Origin of the sequence: Burkholderia sp. BCC0044, from assembly GCF_902832955.1 — a bacterium.
In the GTDB taxonomy this organism is placed as follows: Bacteria; Pseudomonadota; Gammaproteobacteria; order Burkholderiales; family Burkholderiaceae; genus Burkholderia.
The window spans coordinates 154,905-168,323 of record NZ_CADFDO010000005.1 but is presented as its reverse complement, the minus strand read 5'-3'; the positions used below and the strand labels follow the sequence as shown (position 1 = coordinate 168,323).

At 68.9% G+C, this 13,419-nt stretch carries 15 protein-coding genes; 14 read left to right on the top strand and 1 reads right to left on the bottom strand.

The genetic code is table 11. The annotated features are described in order from the left end of the window. Position 1: 1 nt before the first annotated feature. The 8 genes from HWX14_RS28760 to HWX14_RS28725 all read left to right on the top strand — a co-directional run bounded on the left by HWX14_RS28760 (position 2) and on the right by HWX14_RS28725 (position 7,045). On the top strand, positions 2-931 hold the full coding sequence (locus HWX14_RS28760; RefSeq protein ID WP_175885714.1) for an MlaD family protein: 930 nt from the start codon (positions 2-4) through the stop codon (positions 929-931). An 88-nt stretch (positions 932-1,019) separates the two neighbouring features. Further along, positions 1,020-1,643 (top strand): ABC-type transport auxiliary lipoprotein family protein, encoded by a 624-nt coding sequence (locus HWX14_RS28755; protein ID WP_175885713.1) that lies wholly within the window; start codon positions 1,020-1,022, stop codon positions 1,641-1,643. 31 nt (positions 1,644-1,674) lie between these two features. Then, positions 1,675-2,826, top strand: a complete 1,152-nt coding sequence (locus HWX14_RS28750; protein WP_175885712.1) for a VanZ family protein — start codon at positions 1,675-1,677, stop codon at positions 2,824-2,826. A 154-nt stretch (positions 2,827-2,980) separates the two neighbouring features. Next, positions 2,981-3,298, top strand: a complete 318-nt coding sequence (locus tag HWX14_RS28745; protein WP_175885711.1) for a (2Fe-2S) ferredoxin domain-containing protein — start codon at positions 2,981-2,983, stop codon at positions 3,296-3,298. A gap of 13 nt (positions 3,299-3,311) precedes the next feature. Continuing rightward, positions 3,312-3,956, top strand: coding sequence for an alpha/beta hydrolase (locus HWX14_RS28740; protein WP_175885710.1), 645 nt, complete (start codon positions 3,312-3,314; stop codon positions 3,954-3,956). 495 nt (positions 3,957-4,451) lie between these two features. Continuing rightward, positions 4,452-5,762 (top strand): D-alanyl-D-alanine carboxypeptidase family protein, encoded by a 1,311-nt coding sequence (locus HWX14_RS28735; RefSeq protein WP_175885709.1) that lies wholly within the window; start codon positions 4,452-4,454, stop codon positions 5,760-5,762. 48 nt (positions 5,763-5,810) lie between these two features. Continuing rightward, on the top strand, positions 5,811-6,737 hold the full coding sequence (locus HWX14_RS28730) for a D-amino acid aminotransferase (protein ID WP_175885708.1): 927 nt from the start codon (positions 5,811-5,813) through the stop codon (positions 6,735-6,737). After that, positions 6,737-7,045 carry a YbeD family protein gene (locus tag HWX14_RS28725; RefSeq protein WP_011546305.1) on the top strand — a complete coding sequence of 103 codons (309 nt, stop codon included), beginning with the start codon at positions 6,737-6,739 and terminating at the stop codon, positions 7,043-7,045. Before HWX14_RS28730 ends, HWX14_RS28725 begins: the two co-directional genes overlap by 1 nt. Before the next feature lie 23 nt (positions 7,046-7,068). Here the strand turns inward: HWX14_RS28725 and HWX14_RS28720 are convergent, their stop codons facing one another. Continuing rightward, positions 7,069-8,058, bottom strand: a complete 990-nt coding sequence (locus HWX14_RS28720; RefSeq protein WP_089499200.1) for a transcriptional regulator GcvA — start codon at positions 8,056-8,058, stop codon at positions 7,069-7,071. A gap of 102 nt (positions 8,059-8,160) precedes the next feature. Here HWX14_RS28720 and HWX14_RS28715 point away from each other — a divergent pair, with 102 nt between their 5' ends. The 6 genes from HWX14_RS28715 to HWX14_RS28690 all read left to right on the top strand — a co-directional run bounded on the left by HWX14_RS28715 (position 8,161) and on the right by HWX14_RS28690 (position 13,389). Then, on the top strand, positions 8,161-8,487 hold the full coding sequence (locus HWX14_RS28715; RefSeq protein ID WP_175885707.1) for a DUF2917 domain-containing protein: 327 nt from the start codon (positions 8,161-8,163) through the stop codon (positions 8,485-8,487). Positions 8,488-8,571: 84 nt separating this feature from the next. Then, the gene (gene lipB / locus HWX14_RS28710) at positions 8,572-9,327 is read left to right on the top strand and encodes a lipoyl(octanoyl) transferase LipB (protein ID WP_175885706.1); all 756 of its coding nucleotides are present in this window, start codon (positions 8,572-8,574) and stop codon (positions 9,325-9,327) included. Beyond that, entirely contained in the window at positions 9,320-10,312 is a 993-nt protein-coding gene (gene lipA, locus HWX14_RS28705) for a lipoyl synthase (RefSeq protein ID WP_006477693.1), read from the top strand. The genes lipB and lipA overlap by 8 nt, the downstream gene beginning before the upstream one ends. A gap of 257 nt (positions 10,313-10,569) precedes the next feature. Beyond that, entirely contained in the window at positions 10,570-11,586 is a 1,017-nt protein-coding gene (tauA, locus tag HWX14_RS28700) for a taurine ABC transporter substrate-binding protein (RefSeq protein WP_126363521.1), read from the top strand. 40 nt (positions 11,587-11,626) lie between these two features. After that, a complete protein-coding gene (locus HWX14_RS28695) occupies positions 11,627-12,424 on the top strand; it encodes an ATP-binding cassette domain-containing protein (protein ID WP_175885705.1) in 798 nt (265 codons plus the stop codon). Then, positions 12,424-13,389: an ABC transporter permease subunit gene (locus HWX14_RS28690; protein WP_175885704.1), complete on the top strand. Its 966-nt coding sequence runs from the start codon at positions 12,424-12,426 to the stop codon at positions 13,387-13,389. Before HWX14_RS28695 ends, HWX14_RS28690 begins: the two co-directional genes overlap by 1 nt. The last annotated feature ends 30 nt before the right edge of the window (positions 13,390-13,419 follow it).

Below are 13,419 nucleotides of genomic sequence, written 5' to 3'. Positions count from 1 at the left end.
AATGGAAAACAAATCACATGCGTTCTGGGCCGGCCTGTTCACGATCGCGCTGACGCTCGCGATCGCGGGCACGGTGTTCTGGTTCAACGTCGACCGCACCGTGCGCGTGCCGTACGACCTGCTCGCGCGCACCAACGTGACGGGGCTGTTCCCGGATGCGGCGGTGCGCTTTCGCGGCCTCGACGTCGGCAAGGTCCAGTCGATCGGTTTCGATCGCACGCATCCGGGCCAGATCCGGATCCGCATCCTCGTCGATCACGACGCGCCGATCACGCAGTCGACCTACGGCAGCCTCGGCTTCCAGGGCGTGACCGGCATCGCGTTCGTGCAGCTCGAGGATACGGGGCGCGATCTGGCGCCGCTGCCGTCGTCGCCGAAGACGATCGCGCAGATCCCGATGCGGCCGAGCCTGTTCGACCAGATCCAGGAGCGCGGCGACGTGCTGCTGCGGCAGCTCGAACTGGCCGCGAAGAGCGCGAACGCGCTGATGTCGCCCGAGATGCGCGAGCAGTTGCGCGCGACCGCCGAGAGCCTGCAGCACGCGGCTGACGGCGCCGCGACGCTGACCAAGCAGCTCGGCCCGGCCGTCACCGCGCTGCCGGAAACGATGCACGAGGTGAACCGCGCGATGGCGTCGGCGAACACGCTGCTGCAGCCGAACGGGCCGCTCGTGTCGAACCTGAACAAGGCCGGCACGGCCGCCGAGCAGATCGGCGTCGCGCTGAACGGCCTCAACGCGCGCGTGCAGTACGACACGCTGCCGCGCTTCAATGCGCTGGCCGACAGCGTCGGCGACGCGTCGCGGCAATTGAAGGACGTCGCCGGTGAACTCGGCCGCAACCCGCGCAGTCTGTTGTTCGGTTCGCCCGGCGCGGCGCCGGGGCCCGGCGAAGCGGGCTTCGTCTGGCCGGGCGCGACGGCCGGGAAGTGACGCCCGGCGGCAGCCCGTCGACCGTGCGGCCGGAAACGGCCGGGCAATGACGCTCATCGAAACCGGAAACCTCATGCAGGAATACGCCATGCCACGAATCCTTGACCGCGCGCTGCGCCCGGCCGCGGCCGCGCTTGCCGTGCTGACGCTCGCGCTGGCGGCCGGCTGCGCCGGCAACGACGCGGTGCTGTCGAACATCCGCTACGACCTCGGGCCCGCATCGTCGGTGACGACCACCGGTTCGGGCCCCGCGCTGAAGGTGCTCGACGTCGCCGCGCCCGACGCGCTCGATTCGGACAAGTTCGCGTACCGCCTCGCGTACGCCGATGCGCAGCACGTGGCCGTGTATCGCGACAGCCGCTGGACCGCGCCGCCCGCGCAGTTGCTCACGCAGCGGCTGCGCGGCGCGCTGTCGTCGCGCGGCGCGGTGCTCGAAGGCGCCGACGGCGTGCGCGCGCCGACCCTCAAGGTCGACCTGAGCGAATTCGAACAGGTCTTCGACGGGCAGTCGCAAAGCCACGGCGCGGTGACCGCGCGCGCGACGCTGATGCAGGACGGCAAGGTGCTCGGCCAGCGCACGTTCGTCGCGCGCGCGCCGTCGAGCACGCCCGACGCGGCCGGCGGCGCGCGTGCGCTCGCGGCGGCCAGCGACGAACTCGTGTCGCAGATCGCCGCGTGGGTCGGCGTGCAGGCGTACGCGGGCACGCCGTGACGCGCGACGCGCAGCCGCGATTGCATCCGCGATGAACGTGCCCGGCACGCATCGCGCGTCACCGCTCGCGCGGCAGGCGTTTGCCGCGTACGCGGCGCTGATCGTCTATGCGTCGCTGTATCCGTTCGAAGGCTGGGTGTCGCTCGGCATCGGCCCGTTCGATTACCTGTTCGCGCCGATGCAGCGCTACGTGACCGCGTTCGACGTGGTCACGAACGTGCTCGGCTATCTGCCGTTCGGCGCGCTCGGCGCGCTCGCGCTGCACCCGCGCCGGCGCGGCGTGGCCGCGACGCTGATCGCGGGCGCGCTCGGCGTGCTGCTGTCGGGCACGATGGAAGCGCTGCAGACCTACCTGCCGACGCGCGTCGCGTCGAATCTCGACCTCGGCGCCAACGCGCTCGGCGCGCTGCTGGGCGCGGCGCTCGCCGCGCCGGCCACCGGTGCGCTGCTCGACCGCGGCGCGCTGCGCCGGCTGCGCTTCGCGTGGCTGGAGGCCGACGGTTCGACGCCGCTGCTGCTCGCCGCGCTGTGGCCGTTCGCGATCGTGTTTCCGTCGCCGTTCCTGTTCGGCATCGGCGACTGGCCGGCCGCGCTATGGGAGCGCGCCGACGCGTCGATGCAGGACGCGCTGCTCGCGTGGCTGCCGGCCGCATGGCACGTCAGCGAGTGGCCCGAGCGGGTCGACGGCTGGCTGTCCGATTCCGCGTGGGAAGCCGTGCTCGGCGGGCTGATGCTGTTCGCCGCGCTGGCGATCGCGTCGCTCGCGATGCGCCCGCGCGCGCCGCGCATCCGGCTGCTGATCGCGCTGGTGGTCGCCACGCTCGTGCTGAAGGCGGCCGCGACGTTCATGCAGTCGGCCACCGGCCTCGTCGTCGTGTGGGCGACGCCCGGCGCGCGGCTCGGCATCGAGCTGGGTTTCGCGGCCGCACTCGTCGCGTTGCGCGTGCCGGCGACGTGGCGCGCGATGCTCGCGGCGCTCGCGCTGCTGGCCGGCGTCGCGCTCGTGAACCTGCTGCCGGTCAACCCGTTCTTCGACTTCACGCTGTCGGGCTGGCGGCAGGGCCGCTACGTGCACTTCAACAGCATCGCGCGCTGGCTCGCGTGGATCTGGCCCTACGCGGCGCTGATCTGGCTCGGCCAGCGCGTCGAGCACGCGTGGCTGCCGGCCGTGCTGCGCCGCTGACGCGGCGGCCGGGGCCGTGCGGCGGCGGCCGTGCCGCGGGCAGCCGCGTGCGCCGGTCGCTATAATCGTCCGCATCCTCCGTTGCCGCCTCGCGCAACGGCAATTCATCGCCCCTCTTTCCGCACGGCCTCGTGCCGGGCCGCTCGTCACCACCATGGATTCCTACTACCAGCACCACGTCTTCTTCTGCCTGAACCAGCGCGATCCGGGCGCCGAGCGCCCGAGCTGCGCGCAATGCAATGCGCAGACCATGCAGGAATACGCGAAAAAGCGCGTGAAGGAACTCGGTCTCGCGGGGCCGGGCAAGGTGCGCATCAACAAGGCCGGCTGCCTCGACCGCTGCGAGGAAGGGCCGGTGATGGTCGTGTATCCGGAAGGCACGTGGTACACGTACGTCGACCAGGCCGACATCGACGAGATCGTCGAATCGCACCTGCGCGACGGCAAGGTCGTCGAGCGCCTGAAGATCTGAGCGGGCCGGTCGAATGAACGTTCATACGCAGAAATCGCTGATCGCGGGCCCGGTCGGCCAGATCGAAATCGCGGTCGACCTGCCCGACGCGGTGCGCGAGGACGGCGCCGCGCCGCGCGGCATCGCGCTCGTCGCGCATCCGCATCCGCTGTTCGGCGGCACGATGGACAACAAGGTCGCGCAGACGCTCGCGCGCACGCTCGTGCAGCTGAACTACGTCGTCTACCGGTCGAACTTCCGCGGCGTCGGCGCGACCGAAGGCGTGCACGACAACGGCACCGGCGAGGCCGACGACCTGCTCGCCGTGCTCGCGCACATGCGCGCGCAGCCCGCGTATGCGGACCTGCCGCTCGTGCTCGCGGGCTTCTCGTTCGGCACCTTCGTGCTGTCGCACGTCGCGAAGCGGCTGCGCGACGCGGGCGAGACGATCGAGCGGATGGTGTTCGTCGGCACGGCTGCGAGCCGCTGGCAGGTGGCCGACGTGCCCGAGAACACGCTCGTGATCCACGGCGAAACCGACGACACGGTGCCGATCGCGTCGGTGTACGACTGGGCGCGGCCGCAGGAGCTGCCGGTCGTCGTGATTCCCGGCGCCGAGCATTTCCTCCATCGCAAGCTGCACGTGCTGAAGCGCATCATCGTCGACGCGTGGCGCTAGCCTGCAGGCGGGCGCCGGCGCCCGTACCGCGCACCGGTGCCTGGCCGGACGCTGCGCGACCTTCCCGAAACGTCACGCGACATCGCGCCGCACCGCGCGGCGCCCCGCCTGCCGCATGGCGGCGCAACCCGACTTGCACGCCGCCTGCGCACGCCTTTCACGCGGCTTCGAGCACACGTGAGCGCCGCCTCCCCGCGCCATACTCTCGCAACCGGTAGGCGAGCGTCCGCCGCCCGGTTCGCGAAAACGCCGTTCGCGGCCACGTATAATGGCCGCTTTCGCGTTGCCCGCGGCCCGGCTGGGCCCATGCGGCGCCTCGTCTCGCCGCCTGTCCGCCCGCTCGCGACGGCCGCGAACCGAACGCGCCCGCACGAGTCCAACCGGCGCGTTTCGCGTCGCCCGACGGTGTCGGGCGAGTGCCCGACACGCCCGCCGCCTTGCCGTTCAACCCTGCGCGTTTCGCACCGCACTTTCTGCCATCAGCCTGAATCGATCATGCGTCTGTCTTCCCAAGGCCTCAAGTCCCTCGCTTCCTCCATCGCCTTCGGCACCGCCGCGCGCAACGTCGCGCTCGGCGTGATGCTGCCCGTCGCGCTCGCATCGACGATCGTCGTCGCCGAGGCGAAGCCGGCCGCCAAGGCCAAGGCCGCGCATGCGGCGCCGGCCGCCGAGCAGTTCACCGGCGCGCCCGCGACCTACATGCCGGGCGCGGTGCCGCCGCCGGGCGTGAACGCGCGCTCGTGGGTGCTCGTCGACGCGACGAGCAACACGGTGCTCGCCTCGGGCAATGCGGACGAGCGCGTCGAGCCGGCGTCGCTGACGAAGCTGATGACCGCCTACCTCGTGTTCGAGGCGCTCGACAAGAAGAAGATCTCGATGGAGCAGATCGTCACGCCGAGCGACGCGGTGCGCCGTGTCGGCCGCGACGAATCGCGCATGTTCATCGAGGCGAACAAGCCGGTGTCCGTGCACGACCTCGTGTACGGGATGATCATCCAGTCGGGCAACGATGCCGCGATCGCGCTGGCCGAACTCGTCGGCGGCAGCGAAGGGCAGTTCGTCACGATGATGAACACGGAGGCCGGGCGCCTCGGCATGAAGGGCACGCACTTCGCCGACGTGAACGGCATGCCCGACCCGAACCACTACACGACGGCCGGCGACCTCGCGAAGCTGTCGGCCCACCTGATCCGCGATTTTCCGCAGTACTACAGCATCTTCTCGGAGAAGGAATTCAAGTACAACAACATCCGCCAGGGCAACCGCAACCGTCTGCTGTGGCTCGACCCGACGGTCGACGGCCTGAAGACCGGCCACACGCAGGCGGCCGGCTACTGCCTGATCGCGTCGGCGAAGCGCGCTATCCCGGGCGTCGACGGCCAGCGCCGCCTGGTGTCGGTGATGATGGGCGAGCAGAAGGAAAGCGAGCGCACGCAGGACAGCATGAAGATGCTGAACTACGGCTACAGCGCGTTCGATTCGGTGCGCCTGTTCAAGGGCGGCCAGGCGATCTCGACGCCGCGCCTCTACAAGGGCAAGGACAACACCGTGCAGGTCGGCGTGAAGGGCGACCAGTGGGCGACCGTGCCGCGCGGCCTCGGCGACAAGGTCAAGACCGAAGTCGACGTCAACGCGCCGCTGATCGCGCCGCTCGCGGAAGGCCAGCAGGTCGGCACCGTGAAGATCGTCGCCGACGGCAAGACGCTGTCCGAATTCCCGGTCGTCGCGCTGCAGGCCGTGCCGGAAGCGGGTATCTTCGGACGTATCTGGGACTCGATCCTGCTGATGTTCAGCAAGAAGAAGTAAGCACGACGGGCCTTTGTTTTCACGACTTCATCCCCATCTGTCATAGCTATGAGCCAAGCCGAATTCGAACCGATCGTCTACCTCAGCGTGTCGTCGCAGGAGGAACTGGTGCCGCTGTCCGAAGCCCGTGTGCCGGTGCTCGACCGCGGGTTCATCTTCGGTGACGGCGTGTATGAAGTCGTGCCCGTCTATGCGCACGACGGCGCGCACGTGCCGTTCCGGATCGAACAGCATCTGGACCGGCTCGCGCGCAGCCTGAAGAAGATCGGCATCGACAACCCGCACGATGCGGCGGGCTGGCGCGCGCTGATCGAGCGGGTGGTCGCGGCGAACGCCGAGGGTCTCGGCGACGGCAACGCGCTGGTCTACCTGCAGGTGACGCGCGGCGTCGCGAAGCGCGGCCACGCGTTTCCGGCGAACGCGGTGCCGACGGTGTTCGCGATGACGAGCCCGCTGCGCCTGCCGTCCGAAGCGGAGCGTGCGAAGGGCGTGCGCTGCGTGACGGCCGAGGATCGCCGCTGGCTGCATTGCGACATCAAGTCGATCTCGCTGCTCGGCAACGTGTTGATGGCGCAGCATGCGGCCGAACGCGACGCGTTCGAGACGATCCAGCTGCGCGACGACAACGTGACCGAAGGCTCGTCGTCGAACGTGTGGATCGTGAAGAACGGCGAACTGTTCGCGCCGCCGCGCAGCAACAGGATCCTCGAAGGGATCCGCTACGCGCTGGTCGAGCAGCTGGCCGAGGAATGCGGGATCCGGTTCGTCGCGCGCGAGATCAGCGAGGTCGAGCTGCGCTCGGCCGACGAGATCATGCTGACGTCGGCCACCAAGGAAATCCTGCCTGTGACGTCGCTCGACGATCTGCCCGTGCAGGGCGGCAAGCCGGGCCCCGTGTTCGCGGCGCTGTATGACGCGTACCAGCGTGCGAAGGCACGCGAATTTGAACAGTTTGACCTGACCCGGAGAAAATGATGAGCGAACCGACCAAAACCGTCGAGGTGACCGGCGCGATCGAGACCCGGAAGGAGTCGCTGCTGGAGTTTCCGTGCGATTTCCCGATCAAGATCATGGGCAAGGCGCACCCCGAGTTCAAGGACACGATCTTCAAGGTCGTCGCCGTTCACGACAACGAGATCGACGTCGAGAAGATCGAGGAGCGCGCGTCGAGCGGCGGCAATTACACGGGCCTCACGATCACCGTGCGCGCGACGAGCCAGGAACAGCTCGACAACATCTACCGCGCGCTGACCGGCCATCCGATGGTCAAGGTCGTGCTCTAAGGGCTCGCCCCGGCGGTCCGGGGTCAGCGCAAACGGCCGCTGATCCCTTTCCATCCTCCTTCCAGCGCGCACTCGGCGGGGCATTTTCCCGCCGCGCGCCGCGCGTCCAGTTCGTCGCACAGCCGCTTGTATTCGGCGACCTCCTCGAACAGCCAGGTCCGGAACGCCTGCACGCGTGGCGTGTTCAGCAGCGGCGGCGGGCACACGAAAAAATAGTGCCACGGGCTCGGCCCGTCGATGTCGAACAGGCGCACGATGCGCCCGTCGAGCAGGTCGTGCACCGCGAGCGAGCGGCGCACCAGTGCGATGCCCTGGCCCTCGATCGCGGCCAGCAGCAGGTTCGACGAATCCTGGTACAGAATCCCCCGTTTCGGCTCGGTCAGCGTATCGAGCCCGGCCGCGTCGAACCACGGCCGCCACAGCTCGTCGTCCGAGCGCAGCAGCGGGTAGTGCGCGAGATCGGCGGGCGTCTGCGGCAGCTTGCCGCCGTTCAGCGTCGGCGCGCACGCCGGAAAGAACACTTCCTCGAACAGCGGCTCCACGTGCAGCCCCGGATAGCTGCCGAAACCGAAGCGGATCGCGAGATCGACGTCGTCGCGCGCGAAATCGGTCAGCGAGTTGGTCGACTGCAGCTCGACGTCGATTTCCGGGTGCCGCTCGATGAACGTGCCGATGCGCGGCGTGATGAAGCGCGCGGCGAACGACGACAGCATCGACACCACCAGCCGCCGGTCGCGGTCGCTCGCGCGCACGTCGCGCGTCGCGTCGGCGATCACCATCAGCGCGGTGCGGATCTGCTGCGCGTAGCGCATGCCGGCGTCGGTCAGGCACAGCCGCTTGCCGTTGCGCGTGAACAGCTGCACGCCGAGCTCTTCCTCGAGCGCGCGCACCTGGTGGCTGACCGCGCCGTGCGTGACGAACAGCTCGTCGGCGGCGCGCGAGAAGTTCTCGTGGCGGGCGGCGGCTTCGAACGCGCGAATCGCGTTCAGCGCCGGGAGCTGGCGGAGGTCCATTTGCTAATTTTCCTCACATCGACGTGAAAATTGGTCGTTTGGTCGGACACCTTTGAGTGACTACGATTGTAGCCATCGAAGCACTTTTTGGCGGAGTCGATCATGCAAGAAATCTCTTCAAGCATCACCTTCGAAATTCCCCCGGGCGAGACCGTGCCGATGAAGGTGCAGCGCAGCACGCGGCTGATCGTCCAGTGCGGGCCGATCTGGGCGACGCGCAGCAACGACGTCGACGACTACTTCCTGGTCGACGGCGAGACGCTCAAGCTGCGCCGCGGCGAGCGGCTGTGGCTCAGCGCGGAAGGCCGCGAGGGCGCATGCGTCGCGTTCTCGGTGTCGCGGCCGCCGCGGGAAGTCGCGCTCGGCGGGCTGTCCCGGCTGCGCGATCGCGTGAGCGCGCTGTTCCACGACGGCTGGCGCACGGTCTGACCGTCCTTTCATCCGACGGATACCGGCGATCCGTCCCCCTCCCCAGGCCGGCGAGACCCACGGGTTTTCGGTAAACTACCGCCCATGTCCGTTTCGCCGGTTTCCATCGTGTCCACGCCTGTCGCCGTTTCCGCATCGCCCGCCGGAGTCCCGGATCAGCCGGCCCAGCCGGTCACCGTGCGGTGGCGGGGCCGCGAGGCGTACGAGGCGAGCTTCGACGCGATGCGCGCGTTCACCGACACGCGCACGGCCGACACCGGCGACGAGATCTGGCTGGTCGAGCATCCGCCCGTCTACACGCTCGGCCAGGCCGGTGACCCGTCGCACCTGCTGGTGGCCGACAGCGGCGTGCCGCTCGTGAAGGTCGACCGCGGCGGACAAATCACCTACCACGGCCCCGGCCAGATCGTCGTCTACCTGCTGCTGGACCTGCGCCGGCGCAAGCTGATGGTGCGCACGCTCGTGACGAAGATCGAGGAGGCCGTGATCGAAACCCTCGCGGCGTATAATCTCGCTTCGGTCCGCAAGGCGGGCGCGCCCGGGATCTACGTGGCCTCCGGCGTGCACGAGGGCGCGAAAATCGCGGCCCTCGGCCTGAAGATCCGCAACGGCTGCAGCTATCACGGGCTGAGCCTGAACGTGAAGATGGATCTGCGCCCGTTTCTCGCGATCAACCCGTGCGGCTATGCCGGACTGGAAACCGTCGACATGGCGAGCCTCGAGGTTGCCGCCGACTGGAACGACGTCGCCCACACGCTGGTGGGCCGTCTGATCGCCAACCTCGACGGCGCATCCGCGGCCGCCGACAAGCCGCACGCACTGGAACAATCGAATGACTGACGTTACCGCTTCTCCCGCACCGGCCGATACGGCCGCGACCCCGGCCTACGATCCGACCGCCAAGCAGAAGGCGCAGGCGAAGACGGCGCGCATCCCGATCAAGGTCATTCCGATCGAAAAGCTGAAGAAGCCCGAGTGGATCCGCGTGAAGGCGGCCACCGGCAGCTCGCGCTTCAACGAGATCAAGACGATCCTGCGCGAGCACAACCTGCATACCGTGTGCGAGGAAGCGAGCTGCCCGAACATCGGCGAATGCTTCGGCAAGGGCACCGCGACGTTCATGATCATGGGCGACAAGTGCACGCGCCGCTGCCCGTTCTGCGACGTCGGCCACGGCCGTCCCGATCCGCTCGACGCGGATGAACCGAAGAACCTCGCGCGCACGATCGCGGCGCTGAAGCTCAAGTACGTGGTGATCACGAGCGTCGACCGCGACGACCTTCGCGACGGCGGCGCCGCCCACTTCGTCGAATGCATTCGCGAAACGCGTGCGCAGTCGCCGGACACGCGTATCGAGATCCTGACGCCGGACTTCCGCGGCCGCCTCGATCGCGCGATCTCGATCCTGAACGCCGCGCCGCCCGACGTGATGAACCACAACCTCGAAACGGTGCCGCGCCTGTACAAGGAAGCGCGTCCGGGTTCGGACTACGCGCATTCGCTGAAGCTCTTGAAGGACTTCAAGGCGCTGCATCCGGACGTCGCGACGAAGTCGGGCCTGATGGTCGGCCTCGGCGAGACTGAAGAGGAAATCCTGCAGGTGATGCGCGACCTGCGCGCGCACGACGTCGACATGCTGACGATCGGCCAGTACCTGCAGCCGTCCGAGCACCACCTGCCGGTGCGTGCGTACGTGCATCCGGATACGTTCAAGATGTACGAGGAAGAGGCGTACAAGATGGGCTTCACGCACGCGGCTGTCGGCGCGATGGTGCGCTCGAGCTATCACGCCGATCTGCAGGCGCATGGGGCTGGGGTGGTTTGAGCGCCGCATTCGCCTCCGTCTGCAGCAGTCCCGCAGTCCCGAAAGCCCGCAGCGATGCGGGCTTTTTCGTTGGCGCGGCGATGATCCGCGCATGCGCACGGCAATCGTCACCCGACCGGACGCGCATTCCGGTCGAGCGTGGAAAGCAAAGCTGAAACGGCATCGATAGCTTCGCACGATAAGTTCGCTCCCGCCGTGCGCAAAGCTCGTAAAGTCGGCTCTCCTGCAACAGTGCCCGCATTCCGAAGGAGAGCCGCATGTCCCGTTTCAGCTTCATCCGCCGCGCCGTCGTCGCGCTGACCGCCTTTGCCGCGCTCGGCGCGGCGCACGCCGAATCGCGCGAAGTCGTGATCGCGTACCAGGACATGGTCGTGCCGTGGCGCTACGCGCAGGCGAGCGGTGAAGTCGAAAAGGCGACCGGCTACAAGGTCACGTTCCGCAAGCTCGACAGCGGCGCCGACGTGATCCGCGCGCTCGCGTCGGGCTCCGTGCAGCTCGGCGAAGCCGGCTCCAGCCCGATCGCGGCCGGCCTGTCCCAGGGCCTCGACATCTCGCTGTTCTGGGTGCTCGACAACATCAACGACGCCGAGGCGCTCGTCGCGCGCAACGGCTCGGGCGTAACCAGCATCGCCGCGCTGAAGGGCAAGAAGATTGGCGTGCCGTTCGTGTCGACGTCGCACTTCCATACGCTCGTCGCGCTGCAGGCCGCGGGCGTCAATCCGAACGACGTGAAGATCGTCAACCTGCGTCCGCCCGAAGTCGCGGCCGCATGGACGCGCGGCGACATCGACGCGACCTACATCTGGGATCCGGTGCTCGCGAAGGTCAAGCAGTCGGGCACCGTGCTGACGACGTCCGGCCAGGTTGCGAAGGAAAGCGGCAAGGCGACCTTCGACGGCTTCGTTGTCAGCCGCAAGTTCGCGCGCGAGAACCCCGAGTTCGTCACGCGCTTCGTGAAGGTGCTCGCGGCGGCCGATGCCGACTACCGCGCGCACACGGCGGCGTGGAAGGTCGGCTCGCCGCAGGTCGCGGCGGTCGCGAAGGTGTCCGGCGCGAACGCGCAGGACGTGCCGGCCAGCCTCGCGCTCTACGCATTCCCGACGGCGGCCGAGCAGGCATCGCCGACGTGGCTCGGCGGCGGCGCGCAATCGGGCGCCGCGAAGTCGCTCGCGGCCACGGCCACGTTCCTCAAATCGCAAGGCACGATCCAGACGGTGCTCGCCGACTATTCGGCCGGCGTCGATCCGCAGTTCGTGCAGAAGGCTGCGCGCTGAGCGCGGCCGTTCAGCCCACTCGTCGCGGAGCCCTTCGATCATGAGCACGCTGGAAGTCCGTCAGGTATCGGTTGCGTATCCGGGCGAGCGCGGCAGGCCGACGACGCAGGCGCTCGCGCGCGTCGACCTGCGCATCGAGTCCGGTGAATTCGTCGTCGCGCTCGGTGCGTCCGGGTGCGGCAAGACGACACTGCTGAACTGCATGGCCGGCTTCGTCGCGCCGACGACCGGCGACGTGTGCGTCGACGGCGTGCCGGTCACGGGCCCCGGCGCCGATCGCGGCGTCGTGTTCCAGAAATACGCGTTGCTGCCATGGCTCGATGTGCTCGACAACGTCGCGCTCGGGCTGCGCTTCGCGCGCGTGTCGAAGGCCGAGCGCGAAGCGCGCGCGAAAGAGATGCTCGCGCTCGTCGGTCTCGAGCGCCATGCGCATGCGCGCGTGTACGAGCTGTCGGGCGGGATGCAGCAGCGCGTCGGCATCGCACGCGCGCTCGCGAGCGACCCGCGCGTGCTGCTGATGGACGAGCCGATGGGCGCGCTCGACGCGATGACGCGCGGCACGATGCAGGCGCTCGTGCTCGACGTATGGGCGCGCACCGGCAAGACGGTGTTCTTCATCACGCACGACGTCGAGGAAGCGCTGTTCCTCGCGACGCGTCTCGTCGTGATGACGCCGGGCCCCGGTCGCATCGCCGAAACCTTCGAGCTGCCGTTCGCGCGCCGCTACGTCGAATCGCGCGATGCGCGTGCGGTGAAGTCGTCGCCGGATTTCATCGCGTGGCGCGAACGGCTGATCGCGTATCTGCATCGCGACGACGCGGTCGCGGAGACCGCGTGATGCGCGAATTCGCGAGGCAAGGCGCGTCCGTCGGGCGCGGCCGGATCAGTACATTGCACAGGCAGGACGACATGAGCACGCAGGATTCCTGGGCGGCCGATCGAACGGCCGCGGAGCTTGGGCAGGATCAACGCGCGACGCAACGGCATCGCGCCGCGCGTCCCGCCCGCATATCGCATCGCTACCGGTTGCCGGGGCAGGGGAAAACGGCCGCGCTGAGCGCCGCGACGGTCGCGGCGCTCGCCGTGCTGTGGTGGGTCGCGACGCATCTGCAGTGGCTGCCGCCGCTGTTCCTGCCCGCGCCGGAAGCCGTGTGGACCGCGTTCGTCGATGCTTGGCACGGCCGCATCCAGGGCGGCCTGCCGTTGTCCGAGCATCTGCTGTGGAGCGCTGCCCGTGTGTTCGGTGCGTTCGCGCTCGCGACCGCGATCGGCGTGCCGGCCGGCATCCTGATGGGCGTGAGCCGCATCGCACGCGGCGTGCTCGATCCGCTGCTGGAGTTCTACCGGCCGCTGCCGCCGCTCGCGTATCTGCCGCTCGTCGTGATCTGGTTCGGCATCGACGAGACGGCGAAGCTCGTCGTGATCTTCCTCGCGTGCTTCGCGCCGATCGCGATGGCCGCGCGCGCCGGCGTGCGCGCGGCGACGGTCGAGCAAATCAATGCCGCGTATTCGCTCGGCGGCAGCTTCGCGCAGATCGTGCGCCACGTCGTGCTGCCGGCCGCGCTGCCGGAAATCCTCACGGGGCTGCGGATCGCGATCGGGTTCGGCTGGACGACGCTCGTCGCGGCCGAGATGGTCGCCGCGACGGCCGGGCTCGGGCAGATGGTGCTGAACGCATCGAGCTTCCTGCGCACCGATATCGTCGTGATGGGCATCCTGCTCATCGGCGCGATCGCGTGGCTGTTCGATCTCGCGATGCGCTGGGTCGAGCGGCGGGTGGTGCCGTGGAAGGGGCGGGGCTGACGTCACGCCGGCGGCACGGGCCACGCGTAC

Coding starts and splice junctions, on each gene's coding strand:
- HWX14_RS28730 (WP_175885708.1), top strand. CDS start 5,811: ATGAGCCAAGCCGAATTCGAACCGATCGTCTACCTCAGCGTGTCGTCG.
- HWX14_RS28720 (WP_089499200.1), bottom strand. CDS start 8,058: ATGGACCTCCGCCAGCTCCCGGCGCTGAACGCGATTCGCGCGTTCGAA.
- HWX14_RS28760 (WP_175885714.1), top strand. CDS start 2: ATGGAAAACAAATCACATGCGTTCTGGGCCGGCCTGTTCACGATCGCG.
- HWX14_RS28750 (WP_175885712.1), top strand. CDS start 1,675: ATGAACGTGCCCGGCACGCATCGCGCGTCACCGCTCGCGCGGCAGGCG.
- HWX14_RS28715 (WP_175885707.1), top strand. CDS start 8,161: ATGCAAGAAATCTCTTCAAGCATCACCTTCGAAATTCCCCCGGGCGAG.
- HWX14_RS28695 (WP_175885705.1), top strand. CDS start 11,627: ATGAGCACGCTGGAAGTCCGTCAGGTATCGGTTGCGTATCCGGGCGAG.
- HWX14_RS28725 (WP_011546305.1), top strand. CDS start 6,737: ATGAGCGAACCGACCAAAACCGTCGAGGTGACCGGCGCGATCGAGACC.
- HWX14_RS28690 (WP_175885704.1), top strand. CDS start 12,424: ATGCGCGAATTCGCGAGGCAAGGCGCGTCCGTCGGGCGCGGCCGGATC.
- lipB (WP_175885706.1), top strand. CDS start 8,572: ATGTCCGTTTCGCCGGTTTCCATCGTGTCCACGCCTGTCGCCGTTTCC.
- HWX14_RS28735 (WP_175885709.1), top strand. CDS start 4,452: ATGCGTCTGTCTTCCCAAGGCCTCAAGTCCCTCGCTTCCTCCATCGCC.
- HWX14_RS28740 (WP_175885710.1), top strand. CDS start 3,312: ATGAACGTTCATACGCAGAAATCGCTGATCGCGGGCCCGGTCGGCCAG.
- HWX14_RS28755 (WP_175885713.1), top strand. CDS start 1,020: ATGCCACGAATCCTTGACCGCGCGCTGCGCCCGGCCGCGGCCGCGCTT.
- tauA (WP_126363521.1), top strand. CDS start 10,570: ATGTCCCGTTTCAGCTTCATCCGCCGCGCCGTCGTCGCGCTGACCGCC.
- lipA (WP_006477693.1), top strand. CDS start 9,320: ATGACTGACGTTACCGCTTCTCCCGCACCGGCCGATACGGCCGCGACC.
- HWX14_RS28745 (WP_175885711.1), top strand. CDS start 2,981: ATGGATTCCTACTACCAGCACCACGTCTTCTTCTGCCTGAACCAGCGC.